Consider the following 19,414-nt stretch of genomic DNA (forward strand, 5'->3'; position numbering starts at 1 on the left):
GACAACGCACTGCCTTAATACATACAAACTTAATCGGATTTTTTAAGCAGAAGTATTTACTTTTTGTTAATAATTCATTATAGTAAAGCTGTAAGATAAAATAATATTGATTCATCTTCGGGGCAGGGTGAAAATCCCGACCGGCGGTAATAGAATGGTAAATCGCTATTGTAGCATAAAACTACAGTAGCTCGAATGATTTACTCCAACATTCTTCAGCCCGCGACCTGTGCAAATCTTTTTTTTGCATGGCTGACTTGGTGTGATTCCAAGGCCGACAGTTATAGTCTGGATGGGAGAAGATGGAGGTACGATCGTCATTCGGTGTTGCGAATTTTAGCTATATACGAGCGTTTTTTCAGTGTGGGATTCTGCACAAAGGGCGCAAACAAATAGCTAATAATGGCGTTTTTTAACCTTGCCTATTCTCCCTTATGCTAGTTATGCATAGGGGTTTTTTCGTGAACAGGAATTGATAGCATCGTTGCCTTTCTTCTTGCGAGATTGAATCAGCAAAGAGGAGAGAGCTTTACAATGAAGAAAAATGTAAAACTTCAATCGTTTATTACGATTGGTATGCTGAGTAGTATTTCGTTTTTACTAATGCTTTTTAATTTTCCAATTCCACCATTTCCAGCGTTTCTAGAAGTGGATTTCAGTGATATGCCTGCGCTTATTGCAGCGATCACAATGGGACCGGTAGCGGGTATTTTAGTAGAATTATTTAAAAATGTACTAGATTGGATTTTCTCGGGCACACCAACAGGAGTACCGGTTGGTCATCTTGCAAACTTTGCGACAGGCATTCTATTTATATTGCCAGTAACGTTTATCTTTAATCGTTTTAAAACAGTTACAGGTCTTGTCGGAGGTTTAGTTGCTGGAACAATTGTAATGGCAGTAGGGATGAGTCTTCTAAACTATGCCGTATTTTTACCAATGTATACTTACTTCTTAGGCATGGAGCCAGTCGTTGGAGATTCTCTATATACAATGATTGTAGCAGGAATTTTACCGTTTAACATTGTAAAAGGTATTTTATTAACCGCAATTATGGCATTACTATTTACAACAATGCGTAAATGGATTGAACGTCAACGTCAAATGTATTTACCAAAATAATAGATTCAACCTCGAGTATGTAGATGCTCGAGGTTTTTTTATAGGCTGTGTGGGCGTGACGGATAGAAGGGAGAAGCGGCGGATAGAAAGTGAAAAGTGACGGTTAAAAGGGCTAAAGTGACGGATAAAAAGTCCAAAGTGATGGATAGGGCGCTAGATGTAACAGATAAAATGCTCGAAAAGACGGAAAACAGTGCAAAACAATGGATAATTTGCTGACCGACTTTACATTGTCTAGTCGTAAATCTTAATTTCATGTACAATAAGTGTGAGTTTAGAATGTTGAGGAGTTTGAAGAGATGAGTCAAAAGAACGGACAGTGGTCCAGTAAGTTAGGGTTTATTTTAGCATCGGCAGGGGCGGCAATTGGGCTAGGTGCAATCTGGAAGTTGCCGTATGTCACAGGTCAAAGTGGCGGTGGTGCATTTTTCCTTATTTTTGTGCTATTTACATTGTTAATTGGTTTGCCGATGCTTTTATCGGAATATATATTAGGGCGTGGTACACAGTCAGAGGCTGTAACGGCGTATAAAAAAGTGGTACCAAAGAAGCGAGGCTGGGCATGGATTGGCCGTATGGGTGTGCTTGGTTGTTTTCTGCTATTAACTTTTTATAGTGTAGTAGGGGGCTGGATTTTTATTTATAGCGGCCTTGGTGTGTCGGGGGCAGTTATTGAACCTACACTTAATCCGAGTGAGCTATTTGGGAAGATTATTGGTACGCCTTGGATAACATTGCTCGGTTTAGGGTTGTTTACGCTGGTAAATGTACTGGTCATTTCACTCGGTGTGCAAAATGGAATTGAAAAAGCAAATAAGTGGATGATGCCATTATTATTTGTAATGTTTATTGTACTTGTCGTGCGTGCGTTAACGTTAGATGGGGCGATGGAGGGTGTTAAATTCTTCTTGTGGCCGGACTTTTCACATATTACAGGGAAGGCGCTCCTAGAGGCTTTAGGTCAATCATTCTTTGGCTTAGCCGTCGGATTTTCATGTCTTGTGACGTATAGCTCATATTTGAAAAAGGATGTGAGCCTACCCAATTCAGCGGGGTCTGTTGTTATACTGACTGTGCTCGTGTCATTTTTTGCCGGACTCGCGATTTTTCCTGTTGTTTTTGCCTTCGATTTAGAGCCAGCATCAGGACCAGGATTATTATTTATGGTGTTGCCAACAGCCTTTAGTCAAATGCCGTTCGGTGAAGTATTTTTAGCGATATTTTTATTGCTGTTTTTATTTGCTACGCTAACATCGTCCTTTAGTTTATATGAAATAATCGTTGCGGCATTGATTGAGAAATGGCATATGTCACGTACTTCATTGACGTTGTTACTCGGTGTGGTTGTATTTATAGCTGCAATTCCATCAGCTTTATCTTCGAGTCTTTTAGCAGATGTATCGATTTTTGGAAAAACAATTTTTGATGCGACAGACTTTTTAGTATCGAATTTAATGCTGCCATTAGGCAACTTATTAATTGCGATTTTTATTGCCTATGTGGTTGATAAGGAATTTGTGAAAAAAGAATTACTGATGGGCAGTCAAATGGGACAAGGGTATTTTATGACATACCGCTTGCTAATGCTCATTGTCGTTCCGATTGTCATTGTGGTTGTCATGTTAAACATGCTGTTGCAATATTAAATTAAAAATGCAGAGCGTACTCAATAAGTTGAATACGCCCTGCATTTTTGGTTTGAAAAAGATTAATACTCACTTAGCGATAATTCGCCAGACCAGCCTTCTTTAATGATCTGTTTGGCTTCATCCTCGCTTTGTGCAATCGGAAAGATTTTGTCACATTGAGAAATAGCAAATAAGTTACGAATAAAGTCATCAACGACAATGATGGCAATTCTTTTTTCTTTTATCGATACTTTCTTGGCGAAATTGACAATCATGCCAAAGCCTGTACTATCAACATTCGTTACTTTTTGCATATCGATAATGTATCCATGCATTGTTTCTAATTTTAGAGCCTGAAGATCTTTTTTAATATCCTCGATTAGCCCATATTCCAAATCACCAGTAAAGGTAATGACAATATAATTAGCCTTTGTGTTAATATCCATTGAAATTTTCTTTTGAGCCATACTATAGCGCCTCCATCTTTCTTTTCGTGTTTGGTTTTTTTCTTAAGACTAAAATTTGAATTTATTCACTTCATTCTGTAATTGATTGGCGATTGAAGCTAATTCGTCTGAACTTTGAGTGATTTCTGCAACAGTTGCGTATTGTTCTTCCGATGTTGCTGCAATTTCTTCAGTAGCAGCTGCTGAATCTTCAATAATTCGTGATATATCTTGAACAGCTTGCTGGACCCCTAGAGAATTGTCGTTTACTAGAACGAATGCCGCTTTCATTTGCTCAACGCCTTCTTCGGTTTTTACTACCTTTTCAACAATCTCTTTTAAGGCACTTCCCCCTTTATTAATGATCGTCACTTGCTCCTCTACGGCAAGTAAGTTACTTTCCATTGTACGAACAGTCACAGATGTTTCTGCTTGAATATCATTAATTAAGTTCGTTATCTGACCTGAAGCCAAACCAGACTGCTCTGCTAACTGGCGAACCTCTGATGCTACCACTGCAAAGCCTTTCCCTTGATCGCCTGCTCGTGCTGCTTCAATAGCTGCATTGAGGGCAAGGAGATTTGTTTGCTCGGCAATGCCTGTGATAACTGTGATAATACCGCCAATTTCTTCTGAGCGCTTTCCGAGCTTTTGAATAGAGTCAGTAGCATAAGAGACTGTTTGTGTCACCGCGCTCAAATGTTTGATGGCATCATTGATAGCCTCGTCCCCTTTACGAGCAATATGTGTAGAATCTACTGCGTTATTTAAAGTTTCCTCGGCCTTTTGTAAACTATGAGCTACTTCATCAATCGTTTTTTGCATCATACTGACTATTCTCTCGGCTTGATCGGATTGTGTAGTGGTACCAACTGCTATTTCATTCATAGTTAAGGCAATTTGGCTAGCTGCCTCACTTGTTTGATGTGATGATTCTGCTAATGAGTGAGAAGAGCTTGCTATTTGGTTGGCGCTACCAGCTACAATTGTTATCATTTCGGTTAAGTGGTTTTTCATATCACTGAAGGATTGTGCTAAATCAGTAATTTCATCTTTTCCTTTAGGATTTAATAATTTAACGTTTAAATTTAAATTGGCAAGGTCTTTGGCATTTGCACTAAGTATATTGATAGGTGTAATAATCTGTCGTTGTAAAAACCAGCTAATACATACAATAATTAAAATAGCAATTCCTAATGAAATTACGACATTACTTAATGCTGATTTAGTAGCAATAGTTATATATGGTGCAGTCGGGACAGCTGTTGCCCATACACCAATAACATCCCCTTTGCTATCTAAAATAGGGTCATAGGCTGCTTGATGCAAGCTTCCTAAAACATTCGCTGAGCCAATAAAACGCTTTTTTTGCCCGAGTACAACGCTAGCTACCTCGTCGGAAACTTTTGTATTGAGAGCTCGTTCCCCAGATTCCACAATATTTGTACTAATTCGGGTATCGTTTTGAAAAATAGAGACGACGTTTCCGTTTGTTAGCTCACCAACTATATCAGCAACTTCAAAATTTTCAACCATGCTGACATCACCTTTGTATAATTGATTGTTGACAATTTTCCATTCTCCAGGTATTTTCGCATCTAAAAATTGATAGCTTAATTGAACATCTGATAAAAGTTTTGTATTGGCACTTTCTAATAGATTTTTTTTCGAGCCATAATAATTAATTCCGGCTAGAAGTGAAGTGAGAAGTAAAATGCAAGTGAATGTGAGCAAGGTCATTTTTTTTCGGATTGTCAATTTCATTAGAATTCCTCCTATTTTACATTACGCATGAATTTTCTTTGAAATACCAACTAAAAATTTTGTTTCTGTTACATTTTCAAACCAAATAGCATCGACCATATTTTTTACAAAAAATAAACCTCGTCCCCGATCTGAAGAGGTGAGATCGTGTAAATCAAATTGAAAGACCTTTTCCCAATCATTCTCAGCGATTCCTTTTGCTTCATCCATGACTGTTACCTTGATCTCTTCGTTCGTTTGGGTAACGTGTACTTGAATTTTTTCTTGGGCATATGCGTCGTTCATATTCATGGCTTCGACAGCATTAATCACTAATTCATGCACAACAAATCGTAATTCTTTTTGATAAGGAAGATTATAGACATTCATATAATTTTCCATTACTTGATCAACAAATTGGATAGCCTGCATATTAGGTTTTACATTGAGCGTGAATTCCAACTTCAATCACCTACCTTGTAATGTTATCGTTACTGAAACGACTGTTATATCATCGCTATAGTCATTTTCAAATAAATCGTATTTTTGTGAAAATTTTAGTAGGGCATAGGCATTGTCTTGAGATGCATAGGAATGAAAAAAATCAAAATCTACTAATTGCTCTTCGTTGAGTGTAAGTAAACCATCCGTATAAAGAATAATACGATGCCAACCAGATAAAGGGATCGTTTTTTTGTTGACTTGAATAGTCGGAAAAAGACCTAAGATTGGCGTACTAGCTGGCAGGAACACAGTCTCTCCGTACTTGCCAAATAAAAAACCAGATGGGTGAGCCGCGTTGACATAATGAAGAGTGCCGTTTTTTGTATCAATTAGCATGTAAATAGCCGTCATTAAAAAACGGTCCATATCCTCATCTGAAAATAATTCATATATTTGATGGTTGAGTTCGTGAATAACTGCAACAGGATCGATTAATGTAGGTATGATTCCTCTTAGTAACGATTTAATGGACATAGTGACGAGTGAGGCAGCGATTCCATGTCCCATCGCATCATAGAGGAGTACAGCTGTTAAATCGTCGTTGATGTTAAACCAATAATACATGTCACCGCCTAATGTATTAGAAGTAACGTATAGTCCATCTATTTGAATTTGTTTGAGATTTAGCGATGGCGACAGTGCATTCTTTTGGAATTTTTTTGCGATAAATAAATCCTTCTGTATACTACTTTCCTGCTGCTTGCGAAGTTTAGCTTCTCCTCGATATTTTAAGGCAACATGAATTCTTGTCTTGAAATGGGTGAAATCAAATGGCTTCAAAATGAAATCGAATATGCCTGCCTCGAAGACCCTGTCGATGGTAATTGCTTTTTCATATGTAGTGGAGAGAAGAATGGGGGCATCAATCCAACGCTGTAATTCTTCAATTTGCTGACAAATTTCCTCGCAATTTTTAAGTGTTAATTTTGTATCCAAGATGATTAAATCGAGTTCTTCTTTCAATTCGTCTAATAAATAATTTGTTGCCGCTTCTGTTGTTGTAAAGCAATGAATATTTTTGATGTCTAAACGATGAAAATACTTTTGCATTCGCAATACATCATTACTTACGTTTCCGATAATTAATACTGACATGCTTCTTTGCTGTCACCGCCTTATGTATCGTTAGTACTAGCTGCACATGAAAAATATACGGCTTTTTTTGTTAGTAATCCTATAAATGAACGAGCAATTTCGAAATTCTAATTCGCTATAAATTTACCAATAAATAAGATATTATACAAGACTATTGTGATATAAAGTATGGAATTTTTAGTGTTAGTTTTAGTAGAAGGGAACTGCATATTCTGCTACTTATTTCTTATATATCGTGACTTTATAAGTTCTTATAATAATCTACTTGCGGATTGTGATTTAAAATAAGGGAAAATTACCAATATTTAAGTAGAAGGTAAGAGTCCTGGCAAGTATGTTTTAATTTTAAAATATCAATAATCTATATATCGAAAATAAAGATGATACTATTCGAAAAAAACTATGTAAGAAAACATGACATAGTTATTGCTTTTTAATCAACGGTTAGTGTATTTTATAATTAAGTTATAAATATGATGTAAGGAAAAATGACAATCGGAGTGGTGAAGAATGAAACATTATACAAAAGAAGATATTGTCCGCCTGGTGAAAGAAGAGAATGTGAAATTTATTCGCCTACAATTTACTGATATATTGGGAACAATTAAAAACGTTGAAATACCCGTTAGTCAATTAGAGAAGGCGTTGGACAATAAGGTCATGTTCGATGGCTCCTCAATCGAGGGTTTTGTGCGTATCGAGGAATCAGATATGTATTTACGACCAGATTTAGATACTTTCGTAATTTTTCCTTGGACAGCTGAAAAAGGGAAGGTGGCGCGCTTCATTTGTGACATTGCAAGACCGGATGGAACGCCATTTGAAGGGGACCCGCGCTCTAACCTTAAGCGTGTGCTAAAGGAGATGGAGGAATTAGGTTTTACCTCGTTTAATCTAGGGCCGGAGCCAGAGTTTTTCTTATTTAAGCTCGACGAAAAAGGGCATCCAACACTTGAGTTAAATGATAGTGGAGGTTACTTCGATTTAGCACCGACCGATTTAGGCGAGAATTGCCGCCGTGATATTGTCCTAGAATTAGAGGGGATGGGCTTTGAAATTGAAGCATCCCACCATGAGGTTGCACCTGGACAGCACGAAATTGATTTTAAATACGCAAATGCCATCGAAGCTTGTGACAACATTCAAACTTTTAAACTTGTTGTGAAAACGGTGGCAGCTCAGCATGGTCTACACGCAACTTTCATGCCAAAACCATTATTCGGCGTCAACGGTTCAGGTATGCACTTTAACCTCTCACTTTTTGAGGGGGATAAAAATGCTTTCTTCGATGCAAATGCAAACTTGCAATTAAGCCAAACAGCTCGCAGCTTTATGGCAGGAATTATGAAGCATGTGCATGGCTTCACAGCAGTTACCAATCCATTAGTAAATTCCTATAAGCGTTTAGTGCCTGGCTATGAGGCACCTTGCTATGTGGCATGGTCGGCTCAAAACCGCTCACCACTTATTCGAATACCCGCAGCACGTGGCCTCTCAACACGTATTGAGCTACGTTCCGTCGATCCAGCAGCAAACCCGTACTTAGCGATGGCTGTAATTTTAGCCTCTGGACTCGATGGGATTCGGAAAGGCTTAACACCACCGGACGCAGTGGACCGTAATATTTACAAGATGACTCGTGTGGATCGCGAAATGAATGGCATAGATAGCTTGCCGTCCTCACTGGAATATGCACTAATTGAGCTAGAGATGGATCAAATCGTACATGAAGCATTGGGAGACCATATTTTTGAGAAGTTTACAGCAGCAAAAGAAATTGAATGGAATAAATACCGCACACGCGTCCACGACTGGGAACGTGATGAATATATGAAGATGTATTAGGGAGGAAGGAGTGTTGGGGTTGCAGGGCTCCGCACTTCTTTATTATTTGCCCATATGACTTAATTTTCTTGTCCACAAATTGTCCACAAGAATTATTTTTATTTTCAGTTTGATAAGAACAATATTAATAACTTGATAAATGAACAAATTGAAAGAGCATGTTGCGAAAAAAATTGCTCAAACATGCGCTCTCTTACTGTTTCATTATTCATTTAAACGGACTCCTTTTGTTTAATCTGCCCATCTAGGGACCAATTCGTCCAGATTCTAAGTACATTTTCAAATGGTCCACGGTTAAATCTTTTTAGATAATAAACGCTAAACACGCATTGTAAGCTATAGAGTGTTATGCCGAATATAATGCCCGAAAATACACCTATTTTTCCATATAGACCAAGTCCGTATCCGTAAAATACAAATGTACAAATAATGGTTTGCAATAAATAATTCGTCATCGATAGTTTCCCAACGCTTTCAAAGCCATGTAAAAGGAATGGTACGAATCGAGTACTGATTAGTAGGGCTGCTAAGCAGATGTAGCCAATTGACAATAATAGAGAGCCACCAATTAGTAACATGCCAGAAAAAATGCTGTCTATAAAACTGACACTTTTACAGATAAGACCTAGTGGAACAAACAATGCTCCAAGCGCATACCATCTTCGTTCTATTTCCATATTTTCGAAGGCGCGTTTTTTCGCAAGCCCCATGCCGAGTAAAAATAGAGAAATAAACATTAACGGTGCTAATATTTGGATTATACCTACATCAACAGGATCATCGAATCCAGGAGGCATGTCATTTAAACGATAATAATAAACGTCCAAGTAACTCCCATCTGCGTAAACAGCATTGGACTCTTCAATATAAGTATCCATTTTTAGCTGCTCTTTCTTCGATAGCTCCACCACAGGAATGAAAAGTAAATTTATAGTGGAAAACACAAAAAATATCCCGCTCCAAATAAATAATGTCTTTGCTTTACGGTTAATAAAAGGAATTAAGAAAAAGATTATAATGCCATAATACGATAAAATATCACCTTCCCAAAAATACCTTGAGTGGAGCCAACCGATTGCAATTAGCCCGATTGCACGACGTACAATTGACCATCGACTCCTATTTTTCTTCTTACGGATAGACTCTATTAATTTTATAAGAGAATAGCCAAATAAAATGGAGAAAATGGGCATAGAAGAGCCTTCAATGAAGACTTTTACAAAGTACAGGGCCCCTGAATCAAGTGTTGATAAATTTTTTAGCTCATCCTTACCGTACATCCCAAACTGAAAAATAAGTAAATTTGCAAGCGAAATCCCAAGTAAACTAAATCCTCGCATACCATCAATAAAAGAAACTCTCTTTGTCATCATTTGCTTTTATCTCCTCTGTTGGTAAAATTAAACGTACTATAACTTGTAAATCTTACAGAAAAATAACGAATATCTTATAATAATTAAAAGTGAGTGACGAGAGGCAGAATGCAATATTAGTATTGGAAGATGAACGTGCAATTGCAGATGATTATTTTACGAAATTATTTAATCCGTAAGAACTAGTTGTGCTTAAATTCTTTTATTTTATTAAAAATGATCCTGAAAAAAATAAATAAGATTTTGTTTTCCTACATGGCGTTGCAGTGTACTAATGAACGGACAAGATTTTCAAACAGGTGAATAATAAACCTTTACGGAAAATACCGGAGGCAACGACAGATAGGGAAAAACCCTGTTTTGTTGGAGTCTCTTTTTCTATTTCGTTTAAAAGGGGTGAGGCATTTGCAAACGTAACTGGTACATAATGGGATAGGTAAGAACGAACAAGGGTAAGTATCAAAAAGACGACAGCCAACTAGAACTAAACCTATCGAAATGACTACTATTCAACCTTTACCCGTGCTTTGAAAGGAATGTCTCGGCATCAATCGTGTAGTTTAGTAATCCTTCGAAATCATGCAACGTTGGATCGAGATTGTTATATGTAAATTCATAGCTCATCCCAAGCTTCTCAATGATACAGATAGATGCCAAGTTTTCTGAATGAACGACAGCAATTATTCGGGGTAAAGCGATGACTTTAAAAGCATAGTCCATTAAAGCATACGTTGCTTCAGAAGTAATACCTCGCCCTCGATATGCCTCCGAAATACCATAATAAATTTCGACTTCTGTTTGCTTGACATCATCTGGGCCAAGTCCGCAAAAGCCAATTACGGTTTGGCTTTCTTTTTCAACAATGGCTAGATTAAGTTTATGAATGTGAGTTGGCGTGTTTTTTTGATTACAATTAATGGACCATTGAATTATTCGTTGTACTTCTTCTCGACTAGGGATATCCTCGGGAATGAATTGATAAAAGTTTGGCTCAGAAACGACGGCATATAATGCGTCTACATCTGTTAAGGCATATGGACGAATCACGAGCCTTTCAGTTTCGATATGTAAGTTTAAGAACATTTTAAATCTCCTTTTGTTAGTACCTGACATTGAATTTTCACTAATAATATTCAATGTGGTAATTGTTGTAAAATATAGGTTATCACAGGATATTAAACAAAACTAGCATTTTTAGAAAATTTTTGATTAGTTAATATTTATCAAATACCATTGCTTGTTTCATTATTTAAATACTGATAATAAAAATTCTCTATCTTTAGGGAATGAAAACGTTAACTCGGCTAGTTCTTCTTTTGATTTTCAGGCCACGAACATTCACTACATCAGTTTCTTTTTGTAAATCCTCTCTTTTAATGGTAGCTTCTTCTCCTGTTTCTTCAAATATCTCATGAATTCAGTAATCCTTAAAATTCACATGATCTTCTTTACCACCAGATGGTACGACTCATTTCTTTTCTTCTTCAGCAGTACCTTGCAATATCTTTAATAATTTATCCCGCATTAACGGTCAGTAAGACGGCCAAGTGGAAAGATGAGAACGTTTTAACTTAAATACCTTTATTTTTATCAAGATCAACAGTAGAAACTTCTTTCAATTTTACCAGTCCAAAGTTAGCATAAAATGACAGGATAATAAAATCTAGATACTTTAATCTATAAACAAGGAGTGAGGGCATTGAGTTGGATAGAGTCGATTAAAAAAGCAATTAATTATATGGAAGAAAATTTATTAAATGATTTAACAATGGAGCAAATCGCACAAGAGGTAAATTCTTCAGTCTTTCATTTTCAACGGATATTTTCTATTTTAACGGATATGTCGATTGCAGATTATATTAGACGTAGAAGATTAACTTTAGCTGCACAAGAGTTACTGAATACAGAACACAAAATTATCGATCTCGCCTACAAATATGGCTATGACTCTCCTGAGGCTTTTACAAAAGCGTTTCGCAAGCAACATAACGTAACACCTAGCGAAGCAAGAAAACAGCAAGGATCATTACAATCATACAACCGCCTGATCATTCAGGTGAGCTTGAAGGGAGCAGAACCAATGAAGTACAAAATTGTAGAAAAAGAAAAGTTTCAAGTTGTTGGGGTGAAAAGAACGTATAATTGCCAAAATGGGGAGAATACGCAAGGTATTCCGCTGTTCTGGGACGAAATGAACAACAAAGGTATGGACGATGCATTATTTAAATTGAACAATGGGGAAATAAAAGGGGTGCTCGGTGTTTGTGTACCAGATAAGAACTATAAGGAAAACAGCTTAATGGATTATTGGATTGCGACTGATCATACGGGGGATGTACCAGAAGATCTGTTAACAATGGAAGTACCAGCATCAAAATGGGTAGTTTTTGAAGTACATGGCCCAATGCCAACTGCTATGCAAAATACATGGAAGCAAATTTACTCTGAATGGTTCCCATCTAATCCTTATGAGCCTACAGGTTCGGCAGAGCTCGAAGTGTATACCGATGAAGATCCATCAAGTCCAGATTTATATTCAGAAATTTGGATTCCGATTAAATAAAAAAAGTATTTAAACAAGCTAAGGCTCATCAAAAAGTGAAATGACTTTTGATGAGCCTGTTATTATATATTAAACGTACCGCAACTATCTAAAATGACTGAATCAATCACTTCTTAATAAGGAATAGCTATTGATGTCCTGAAAAATCTCGTCAGACTTTTCGTACTGTCGGAGAGTGCCTTCAAATGTGAAACGGAGCTTTTCTAAAACTTTTATAGAATTCACATTTCCTGGCTCTACTTTCGCTTCAATTCTATTTAATGCTAAAGTCGTGAAAGCATAATTAATCAATGCCATAATTCCCTCAGGCGCATAGCCTTTCCCCCAATAGGCTTTAGCAATATCATAGCCAATTTCTGCTCTAGCGTTTGCAAAGTCAATGGAATTAAATCCACAAGAACCAATGATTTCATTCGAAGCGGTTTCAATAATAGTGAAGCGAATTGCTTTATGATCCAATGCTAATTCATTTAGTAATTCAATCATCTCTTTTGCTTGTTGCTCATGTGTAAAATTAGAAATATTCATGAATTTCGTAACGTCTGGGTCAGACCAAATTTTAAATAAAGCCTGTGCGTCCGATGCTTCCATTTTTCTTAATAGTAATCTTTTAGTACTTAGTTGTTCTATCAATACTTTTACCTCCAAATTTTTTATTGAGTTGGATGAAAAATATTGCTATCTGCGCATAATTCAGTCCCTTCCAGTTCGTCTGTATTTATTATACAAAAAATAAAGCTTTAAACAATATAAACATTTCCTTAAACAGGATTCACCCTAAATAAATTAAAAGAACTTATTGCGTAATGCAAAAATATTGTAGAACAACCGAGCGTCTCGGCCCATTTGGTGATGAGGGTTGATTTTTGGTAATAAACATTTTTGAAATAATTCATCACAATACTTTGTTCTACCATGTCGTGAATAACATTCATCATGTAACTTACAGCATGCATCAACTGGATTAGTTGGTTCGCCAGGCCCGGAACATCCAGGTCCGCAGTATCTATAGCCAGGATAACAAAAACCTAGTTTGCTACGTCTGTTCATCATTTTTTCCCTCTTTTCTAAAATGTTCTCGATACTATAAAATATGTAGTTACGGCTTTTGAAAAGGGATTAAAAACTAGTAAAAGCTTAAAAAACTGCAGCATGTGACAAAACTACATGTAAAAATTTGTCTATGCCCTTTGGTAGTGACAAAATCCCTATTTAGCAAAAGGTTTTCTGCTAAAGAAAGCGAACAGAATGAAAACAATCTGATATTTGGAATGAATTTGTAAGTCCAATTAAAAAGCGCCTAAGTCCAGTACAATACCGAACTCAGGCCCAATAAGTTGCCAAGGAAATATCCGTTGCCCAATTTTGACTGAACTTTATTTTTCTTGGCTTAGAGTAATGACAATTTATTTACTAGCTAGTTTTGAACAAATTTTTAGCTTCAATCGTGTAGTTTAGTAAGCTATCGAAATCAGGAATCGTTGGATAAGATTGTTATATGTAAATTCATACATCATCCTGAGTTGTTCTTAAATGAGTAGATGCTAGATTTTGTGAATGATTATCCGAAATAAACCAATGTAGTTGTGACAGTTATTGATGACATTCATCTAAGATAAATGGCCTTGTTTTTTACACTTTTGCTTGATTAAAAATATGACGAACATAATCTGGCGCACTTTGTTCAACTTCTTGATCAGACAATTCATTCTCTGCTCCATAAACAGCAAAAGTGGGAAGAAAAGTCGCTCCAGTATATAGTGCTGTGGCTTTAAATGGTACTGTTATTTCTTCTAATGTAAATTTATATTTTCCTTCTTCGTGGAAATCACGCTTTCTTATTCCTGCTGATATAGCTAAGCCGATTTTTCTTTCAACCAGAGCTTTTCCTGTAGAACCATAAGCCCAACCATAGGATAGTACATCGTCAAGCCATTTCTTTAACAAAGGAGGCGTGCTAAACCATTGTAAAGGGAACTGAAAAATTATGGAGTCATGTTCTTCAACTAACTCTTGTTCTCTTGCAACATTTATATTCCCGTCTGGATATTCTTTGTAAATATCATGAACTGTAATTTCCTTATTGTATTTACTTAATTCTTCCACCCACCTTTTATTGATTCGTGAATTTAATAAATTTGGATGGCTAACAATGACAAGTGTTTTCATGAATAAAACACTCCTTTCAAATTTAAAAAGCATGCGGAATGCTTCGAATAATTATGATGGTATACTATACTTTTACGGTTGTTTAGTACCCACTTTAAAGTAACCTAGTTACTATTAAGTAACAATTTATGAAAGCCTTAGATTTGGAGGATTAAAAAAATGAAAAAATACAATTTTTCGATAGAAGCAACGCTGGACATAATTGGTGGTAAATGGAAAATTGTGATTCTGTGTATTCTAATGATGGATCAAAGAAAAAGAACGAGTGAATTAAAAAGAATGATTCCAAAAATCACACAAAAAATGCTCATTCAACAGCTACGGGAACTAGAAAAAGATCATATTATACATAGAAAAGTTTACAATCAAAGCCCTCCAAAAGTTGAATATTCATTAACAGAATATGGTGAAAGTCTAACCCACGTTATTGATCTAATGTGTGATTGGGGTGCAGTTAATATCAAAAAAAGAATAGAAGAGGGGGAAGAAATACATTTATCATTAGAGGAAAATGATTGAATCATGTATTAACTTCATTTGAAATTAAACAACTTTAAAGAGCCTAACTACAATAACATGTAGCAAGGCTCTTATATTTTTATATCAAAATTAAATAAACGTATTATCACTTCACATCTAAGTTTTCTTTTAGATATTGTATAAAAGGGTGTTCAATTGTTTCATTTTTTCTCGTACAAATAAATAAGCTTTGTTTAATATTTATTCCATCAACATAAATCCGAGCCAACTTTTGATTTTCAATGCTACTTGTCACACTAATAGAAGGGGCAAGCATTATGCCATAACCAGCTTCTACAACCTTGATCGATTCATGTAAGCCTTGCATTTGTAAGCCCATTTTAGGTACAGGACAATCATATGTGTAAAATATAGCTTCAAGTAAATTTAAGGTGGCACTACCTTGTTCTCGATAAATTATTTCTTCTTTTGATAAGGTATTCAGCGGTACAGTTTGGTTCGCCAGTTTATGCAATGGATGCACGACAAAATAAAACTCTATTTCTAAGATTTTTTCAAAGTTTAAATCTTCGTGTCCTAGATTGCTTTGAACCAAAAATCCAAAATCAGCTTGATAATTTAGTATTTTTTCTTCTACATACTTCACATTTCCTAATGAAACAAAAAAATTTACGTTAGGTTTCATCAATTTATATTCTGCAATATACGGAGGCAAAACATAATTAATCGGAATATAGGATGAGGCAATTTGTATTTTTTCTTCTTTTGTTATAAATACTTTTATCTTCTCAGCCATCTGTTCTTCTAAATAAAATAAGCGTTGGCCTTGTTCGTAAATATATTGACCTTCTGTTGTAAGTTGTATACCACGCCCTTTATTTTTGATTAATTTTAGATTTAATTCTTTTTCTAAATTACGTATTTGAATTGTGACAGCAGGTTGACTTAAGAGTAGTTCATTTGCAGCTGCCGTAATACTACCTAGTCTAGCTACATTAGTAAAAATTCGTAAAGCATGTAAGTTCATTAAACACCTCTTTTATAAAAAAAATTTATGAATTAGCTAAAAATATTAAATTGTTTTATATGCATTATATCAGTATTTTTAAGGTAGAGGTGATTTTATGGGCGTTTTATTAAGTGAATGGATTTCATTAAATGGATTGCAACTATTTACTATTGGGGTAATTGCCGCAATCATAGGTGTTATGTTTGGTGCAGCTGGATTTATTTTATTACCTGCCATGTTGTTAGTTGGAGTTCCTATTCACACTACTGTTGCAGTCAATAAATTCGCAACAGGTGTATCTGCTTTATCAAATGTTATAACATTTATATTAAAAAGAAATATATCAATTCAAACTGTTATGCCACTTATTATAATTTCCAGTTTTGGAGGCGTAATGGGCGCATTTTTGGCTACTCGCTTATCAGAGCAATTAATGAATGTTGCCGCTTGTGTCATCCTTATTTTTACCTTTTTCATTGTACTTAAAAGCAATAAATTTCTAGCAGCTAATGAAAAAGAATCAGAAGTACAGCAGACATCCTTAACTATTCCATTTCTCATTAGTATGTATGATGGGGGTTTTGGACCAGGATCAGCTTTGATGAATATAACGTATTATTTGAAAAAGCACTATCTCTATATAAAAGCAGTTGAGTTTACACGAATTATTTCATTTTCAAGTTGTTCAGGAGCATTTGCCTTTTACTACTTTCTAGGCATTATGAATTGGGAAATTGCTATACCTGTAACTGTTGGTTCAATCCTTGGATCGTTTATTGGATTAAAAATTTTACCTTATATAAAAGGTAAATGGATTCAAACACTTTTACCTATTATCTTTTTCTTATTAATTGTACAAGTAGTTTCAGATTTGTTATTCTAATAATTTTTTATAGAATGTAGTGTAAACCTTTACCTACTTACTCTCCTAAAAATCAAAATACATGCAAATAATTCAAATCCTTAAGGTTTATGTAAGCTTTAAATTAAACAGCTGTAAGGGTGGAAAGTTAAGATAATCCTAGAGAAATTAAGTATTTAAGATAAGGAGTTTTAAACAATGAATCCATCCGTTACACAAAAAGAAAGAATCGTTTCCTTGGATATTATTAGAGGATTAGCGTTATTTGGCATATTGTTTATAAATATTGCTGCGTATCAAGTAATAATAGAAGGGGGACCAATGCCTGATTATAGTGGATTTAATGGTATTATTGATAGATTAATCGATATCTTCGTCGAGAAAAAATTCTTTTCCATTTTTTCATTTTTATTTGGAGTGGGATTTTATATTTTCGCTTCTCGTGCGGAAAACCGTGGTGATAAACCGCGATTACGTTTTGCAAGACGTTTATTCGCTCTATTACTTATTGGTATCGTTCACGTTTTTGTTTTTTGGGGGTCAATTCTTGCAATATATGCAGTGATAGGCTTTTTCCTTATACCATTTTATGGCGCAAAAGTTTCAACGATAAGTAAATGGTTGTTTAGCATTATTACTGTCCATGTTATCGCTATACTCATGCAGATTTTTATGCCGAACACAGGCGTATTATTGAATGTTAGTGGTCTATTTGGAAATGATACAGTTGCCATTTTTATTATGTTTTTATCAGGTTTTTTAGTAGCAAAAGCAGGTTGGGTTAGCCACGTAAGTGAATTTTCAAAACAAATAAAATGGATACAACGCGTTACATGCCTATTATTCATTGGTTTCTCCATTTGGATTTGGTTTGCAGCACAAGGGAATGACCAAAATCTTCATTTAATTTTAGGGTTAGGGCTAATACCAACAACTTATTTTTATTTAACTAGTTTATTTTTATTGTTAGAAAATAAGAAAATGGCAAAGCTTCTTCAGCCTATCGGTCGTGTTGGCCAAATGGCATTTACAAATTATTGGGCTCAGAGTTTTATCGGTGTAGCAATCATATCATTGATGGGACTTGAAGTTGTTTCACCTAATAACATCGTAATCATTGCAATATTAACTTTCTTAATTCAAATTATCTATAGTGTCATTTGGTTTAAGTTCTTTAAAATGGGTCCATTAGAGAAGGTATGGAGATTTATGACGTATGGTAAAACAATAACGACAAAATAAGTATTCCAAATCCCTAACAGTTTGTGTAATCAGGCTGTTAGGGATTTTAAATTTTATGACATCCGTTTACTCGAGTGTTGCACCGCCTTAATCCCATGAAAGCGTAGTCGCACCATAATTACATAATAGTTCAGACCTAAGTCGGATGACAGGGAATGACTATAAAATGTATATTTTATTTATACTTTTTAGTTAAAAAAGTATAGGGAGCAATCCTAGACAACCATTACGTATAGCTTAATAACTACTACTAATACGTTTAATTACATTAATTTGTAAATGCTATACGTAATGTGTTGGGTGTATATGCGAAAAAGTAATCCATCATATTCTGTATGCAGCATCTTGTACAGCGTGAGTACGATGCTGTTTTTTGATGAGATTTTAGCAATGAACAAGCTATGTCCTTTTGTCAGACTATTGACTGATTTTAGCTGAAGGCTATTGATGTATTTAAAATTCATGAAATCCTGTATTTATTGATTTTCAAGATATGTTTCCTCAACTTCAACCGTGGAGGTGATTTTACATGAAGGAAAAATTACATTTTACTATTTTAAGCAATGATTCAAGTGATGGAGACGGTGGTTACGGAGTAGGCACCCTTGATTTGAATAATGTGACGCCGCTTATTATAGATTGTGAAAACGAATGCGTGTATATTGACTTAGAAGCCTTACATGGGCGCAGTATTATCGAAAAAAAAGTTCGTTTTTCCCCTGATTTAACCCATGCTAGCGACAATTATCATCGATATTGGATTGTTTGGGTCGCTATTCAAATTGCTGAAAATGGCCCTTATTATGCGGGATGTACTGCCAGTGAAGTGCGCGTGTCAAAAGAAGAACGTCGCATTAAACTGGGCTACAAATCGTTGCCAGAGCAAGTGAATTATTTAGATAAGGCACTTAAAGGTAAATTTATTTTGAATCATCTCGATGCAAAGTCGAAAAGATTACTTTATCAGTTTTTAGCTGGCTTTAACGAGCAGTACTGGCAACAATCACCTGAGGAAATAAAACAACAACTTTCTATATTGGGGGATTTATAATGGCTTTTGTTATTACAGAATTATGTAAAGATGAAAAAGCAGCCATCTGTTTAGATGCCTGTCCCGTAAATTGCATTGATTTAACAGATACACAATATGTCATTAACCCTGATTTATGTATTGACTGTGGTGCTTGTGAAGTGGTTTGTCCGGTAGAGGCAATTTTTCACGAGGACGATTTACCCGCTGAGTATCATTCAGCAACCTTACTAGCACTTAATCATTATCGAAACTAAAATGCGATCTGGTTATTGTTGCGATTAACTATTTATGCTAGTTTCT

The 19,414-nt window shown here is 35.5% G+C and carries 19 protein-coding genes and 1 riboswitch; of the genes, 9 read left to right on the forward strand and 10 right to left on the reverse strand.

The window, feature by feature from the left end; all coding sequences use genetic code 11:
• Nucleotides 1–109 precede the first annotated feature (109 nt).
• A riboswitch (FMN riboswitch) is annotated at nucleotides 110–308 on the forward strand.
• Between the two features lie 226 nt (nucleotides 309–534).
• Nucleotides 535–1,122 carry an ECF transporter S component gene (locus ACOMCU_RS02670; RefSeq protein WP_010858664.1) on the forward strand — a complete coding sequence of 196 codons (588 nt, stop codon included), beginning with the start codon at nucleotides 535–537 and terminating at the stop codon, nucleotides 1,120–1,122.
• A gap of 299 nt (nucleotides 1,123–1,421) precedes the next feature.
• Nucleotides 1,422–2,768, forward strand: a complete 1,347-nt coding sequence (locus ACOMCU_RS02675; RefSeq protein WP_010858665.1) for a sodium-dependent transporter — start codon at nucleotides 1,422–1,424, stop codon at nucleotides 2,766–2,768.
• A gap of 62 nt (nucleotides 2,769–2,830) precedes the next feature.
• On the opposite strand, the gene ACOMCU_RS02680 is transcribed toward ACOMCU_RS02675, so the two are convergent.
• Genes ACOMCU_RS02680 through ACOMCU_RS02695 form a run of 4 tightly spaced genes read right to left on the reverse strand, consistent with a single transcriptional unit; the run spans nucleotide 2,831 to nucleotide 6,538 of the window.
• On the reverse strand, nucleotides 2,831–3,217 hold the full coding sequence (locus ACOMCU_RS02680) for an STAS domain-containing protein (protein ID WP_010858666.1): 387 nt from the start codon (nucleotides 3,215–3,217) through the stop codon (nucleotides 2,831–2,833).
• 48 nt (nucleotides 3,218–3,265) lie between these two features.
• Nucleotides 3,266–4,960: a methyl-accepting chemotaxis protein gene (locus ACOMCU_RS02685; protein WP_421049390.1), complete on the reverse strand. Its 1,695-nt coding sequence runs from the start codon at nucleotides 4,958–4,960 to the stop codon at nucleotides 3,266–3,268.
• Between the two features lie 21 nt (nucleotides 4,961–4,981).
• Nucleotides 4,982–5,401, reverse strand: coding sequence for an ATP-binding protein (locus ACOMCU_RS02690; RefSeq protein ID WP_421049391.1), 420 nt, complete (start codon nucleotides 5,399–5,401; stop codon nucleotides 4,982–4,984).
• Between the two features lie 6 nt (nucleotides 5,402–5,407).
• The gene (locus ACOMCU_RS02695) at nucleotides 5,408–6,538 is read right to left on the reverse strand and encodes a SpoIIE family protein phosphatase (RefSeq protein ID WP_421049392.1); all 1,131 of its coding nucleotides are present in this window, start codon (nucleotides 6,536–6,538) and stop codon (nucleotides 5,408–5,410) included.
• A 510-nt stretch (nucleotides 6,539–7,048) separates the two neighbouring features.
• On the opposite strand from ACOMCU_RS02695, the gene glnA reads away from it, so the two are divergent.
• Nucleotides 7,049–8,383 (forward strand): type I glutamate--ammonia ligase, encoded by a 1,335-nt coding sequence (gene glnA / locus ACOMCU_RS02700; RefSeq protein ID WP_421049393.1) that lies wholly within the window; start codon nucleotides 7,049–7,051, stop codon nucleotides 8,381–8,383.
• 212 nt (nucleotides 8,384–8,595) lie between these two features.
• Here glnA and ACOMCU_RS02705 read toward each other — a convergent pair whose 3' ends face one another.
• Complete coding sequence (locus tag ACOMCU_RS02705) at nucleotides 8,596–9,756, reverse strand: DUF418 domain-containing protein (RefSeq protein WP_421049394.1); 1,161 nt, start codon at nucleotides 9,754–9,756, stop codon at nucleotides 8,596–8,598.
• A 516-nt stretch (nucleotides 9,757–10,272) separates the two neighbouring features.
• Nucleotides 10,273–10,839, reverse strand: coding sequence for a GNAT family N-acetyltransferase (locus ACOMCU_RS02710; RefSeq protein ID WP_010858672.1), 567 nt, complete (start codon nucleotides 10,837–10,839; stop codon nucleotides 10,273–10,275).
• A gap of 616 nt (nucleotides 10,840–11,455) precedes the next feature.
• On the opposite strand from ACOMCU_RS02710, the gene ACOMCU_RS02715 reads away from it, so the two are divergent.
• Complete coding sequence (locus ACOMCU_RS02715; protein ID WP_421049395.1) at nucleotides 11,456–12,319, forward strand: AraC family transcriptional regulator; 864 nt, start codon at nucleotides 11,456–11,458, stop codon at nucleotides 12,317–12,319.
• Between the two features lie 102 nt (nucleotides 12,320–12,421).
• Here ACOMCU_RS02715 and ACOMCU_RS02720 read toward each other — a convergent pair whose 3' ends face one another.
• From ACOMCU_RS02720 to ACOMCU_RS02730, 3 genes are all read right to left on the reverse strand, one after another.
• Nucleotides 12,422–12,952 carry a GNAT family N-acetyltransferase gene (locus tag ACOMCU_RS02720; protein ID WP_010858674.1) on the reverse strand — a complete coding sequence of 177 codons (531 nt, stop codon included), beginning with the start codon at nucleotides 12,950–12,952 and terminating at the stop codon, nucleotides 12,422–12,424.
• Between the two features lie 153 nt (nucleotides 12,953–13,105).
• Nucleotides 13,106–13,372, reverse strand: coding sequence for a Parvovirus coat protein VP1-like protein (locus ACOMCU_RS02725; protein ID WP_329600434.1), 267 nt, complete (start codon nucleotides 13,370–13,372; stop codon nucleotides 13,106–13,108).
• Nucleotides 13,373–13,951: 579 nt separating this feature from the next.
• Nucleotides 13,952–14,488: an NAD(P)H-dependent oxidoreductase gene (locus ACOMCU_RS02730; protein WP_421049396.1), complete on the reverse strand. Its 537-nt coding sequence runs from the start codon at nucleotides 14,486–14,488 to the stop codon at nucleotides 13,952–13,954.
• Nucleotides 14,489–14,647: 159 nt separating this feature from the next.
• Between ACOMCU_RS02730 and ACOMCU_RS02735 the strand changes: the two genes are divergently transcribed.
• Entirely contained in the window at nucleotides 14,648–15,007 is a 360-nt protein-coding gene (locus tag ACOMCU_RS02735) for a winged helix-turn-helix transcriptional regulator (RefSeq protein ID WP_010858676.1), read from the forward strand.
• A gap of 106 nt (nucleotides 15,008–15,113) precedes the next feature.
• On the opposite strand, the gene ACOMCU_RS02740 is transcribed toward ACOMCU_RS02735, so the two are convergent.
• Nucleotides 15,114–15,995, reverse strand: a complete 882-nt coding sequence (locus ACOMCU_RS02740; protein WP_421049397.1) for a LysR substrate-binding domain-containing protein — start codon at nucleotides 15,993–15,995, stop codon at nucleotides 15,114–15,116.
• Nucleotides 15,996–16,092: 97 nt separating this feature from the next.
• Between ACOMCU_RS02740 and ACOMCU_RS02745 the strand changes: the two genes are divergently transcribed.
• From ACOMCU_RS02745 to ACOMCU_RS02760, 4 genes are all read left to right on the forward strand, one after another.
• Entirely contained in the window at nucleotides 16,093–16,860 is a 768-nt protein-coding gene (locus tag ACOMCU_RS02745) for a sulfite exporter TauE/SafE family protein (protein WP_421049398.1), read from the forward strand.
• A 177-nt stretch (nucleotides 16,861–17,037) separates the two neighbouring features.
• On the forward strand, nucleotides 17,038–18,081 hold the full coding sequence (locus ACOMCU_RS02750; protein WP_421049399.1) for a DUF418 domain-containing protein: 1,044 nt from the start codon (nucleotides 17,038–17,040) through the stop codon (nucleotides 18,079–18,081).
• A gap of 529 nt (nucleotides 18,082–18,610) precedes the next feature.
• On the forward strand, nucleotides 18,611–19,132 hold the full coding sequence (locus ACOMCU_RS02755) for a YwhD family protein (protein ID WP_421049400.1): 522 nt from the start codon (nucleotides 18,611–18,613) through the stop codon (nucleotides 19,130–19,132).
• Nucleotides 19,132–19,368, forward strand: a complete 237-nt coding sequence (locus ACOMCU_RS02760) for an indolepyruvate ferredoxin oxidoreductase subunit alpha (RefSeq protein WP_010858682.1) — start codon at nucleotides 19,132–19,134, stop codon at nucleotides 19,366–19,368. The genes ACOMCU_RS02755 and ACOMCU_RS02760 overlap by 1 nt, the downstream gene beginning before the upstream one ends.
• Nucleotides 19,369–19,414: the final 46 nt, after the last annotated feature.

It is taken from the genome of Lysinibacillus sp. UGB7 (genome assembly GCF_049058285.1).
Lineage (GTDB): Bacteria > Bacillota > Bacilli > Bacillales_A > Planococcaceae > Lysinibacillus > Lysinibacillus sphaericus_B.

Excerpts from the sequence above, each read along its gene's own strand:
- ACOMCU_RS02705 (WP_421049394.1), bottom strand. The coding sequence starts at position 9,756 with ATGATGACAAAGAGAGTTTCTTTTATTGATGGTATGCGAGGATTTAGT.
- ACOMCU_RS02755 (WP_421049400.1), top strand. The coding sequence starts at position 18,611 with ATGAAGGAAAAATTACATTTTACTATTTTAAGCAATGATTCAAGTGAT.
- ACOMCU_RS02695 (WP_421049392.1), bottom strand. The coding sequence starts at position 6,538 with ATGTCAGTATTAATTATCGGAAACGTAAGTAATGATGTATTGCGAATG.
- ACOMCU_RS02675 (WP_010858665.1), top strand. The coding sequence starts at position 1,422 with ATGAGTCAAAAGAACGGACAGTGGTCCAGTAAGTTAGGGTTTATTTTA.
- ACOMCU_RS02685 (WP_421049390.1), bottom strand. The coding sequence starts at position 4,960 with ATGAAATTGACAATCCGAAAAAAAATGACCTTGCTCACATTCACTTGC.
- ACOMCU_RS02760 (WP_010858682.1), top strand. The coding sequence starts at position 19,132 with ATGGCTTTTGTTATTACAGAATTATGTAAAGATGAAAAAGCAGCCATC.
- ACOMCU_RS02670 (WP_010858664.1), top strand. The coding sequence starts at position 535 with ATGAAGAAAAATGTAAAACTTCAATCGTTTATTACGATTGGTATGCTG.
- ACOMCU_RS02725 (WP_329600434.1), bottom strand. The coding sequence starts at position 13,372 with ATGATGAACAGACGTAGCAAACTAGGTTTTTGTTATCCTGGCTATAGA.
- ACOMCU_RS02745 (WP_421049398.1), top strand. The coding sequence starts at position 16,093 with ATGGGCGTTTTATTAAGTGAATGGATTTCATTAAATGGATTGCAACTA.
- ACOMCU_RS02710 (WP_010858672.1), bottom strand. The coding sequence starts at position 10,839 with ATGTTCTTAAACTTACATATCGAAACTGAAAGGCTCGTGATTCGTCCA.
- ACOMCU_RS02750 (WP_421049399.1), top strand. The coding sequence starts at position 17,038 with ATGAATCCATCCGTTACACAAAAAGAAAGAATCGTTTCCTTGGATATT.
- ACOMCU_RS02735 (WP_010858676.1), top strand. The coding sequence starts at position 14,648 with ATGAAAAAATACAATTTTTCGATAGAAGCAACGCTGGACATAATTGGT.
- ACOMCU_RS02680 (WP_010858666.1), bottom strand. The coding sequence starts at position 3,217 with ATGGCTCAAAAGAAAATTTCAATGGATATTAACACAAAGGCTAATTAT.
- ACOMCU_RS02740 (WP_421049397.1), bottom strand. The coding sequence starts at position 15,995 with ATGAACTTACATGCTTTACGAATTTTTACTAATGTAGCTAGACTAGGT.
- ACOMCU_RS02730 (WP_421049396.1), bottom strand. The coding sequence starts at position 14,488 with ATGAAAACACTTGTCATTGTTAGCCATCCAAATTTATTAAATTCACGA.
- glnA (WP_421049393.1), top strand. The coding sequence starts at position 7,049 with ATGAAACATTATACAAAAGAAGATATTGTCCGCCTGGTGAAAGAAGAG.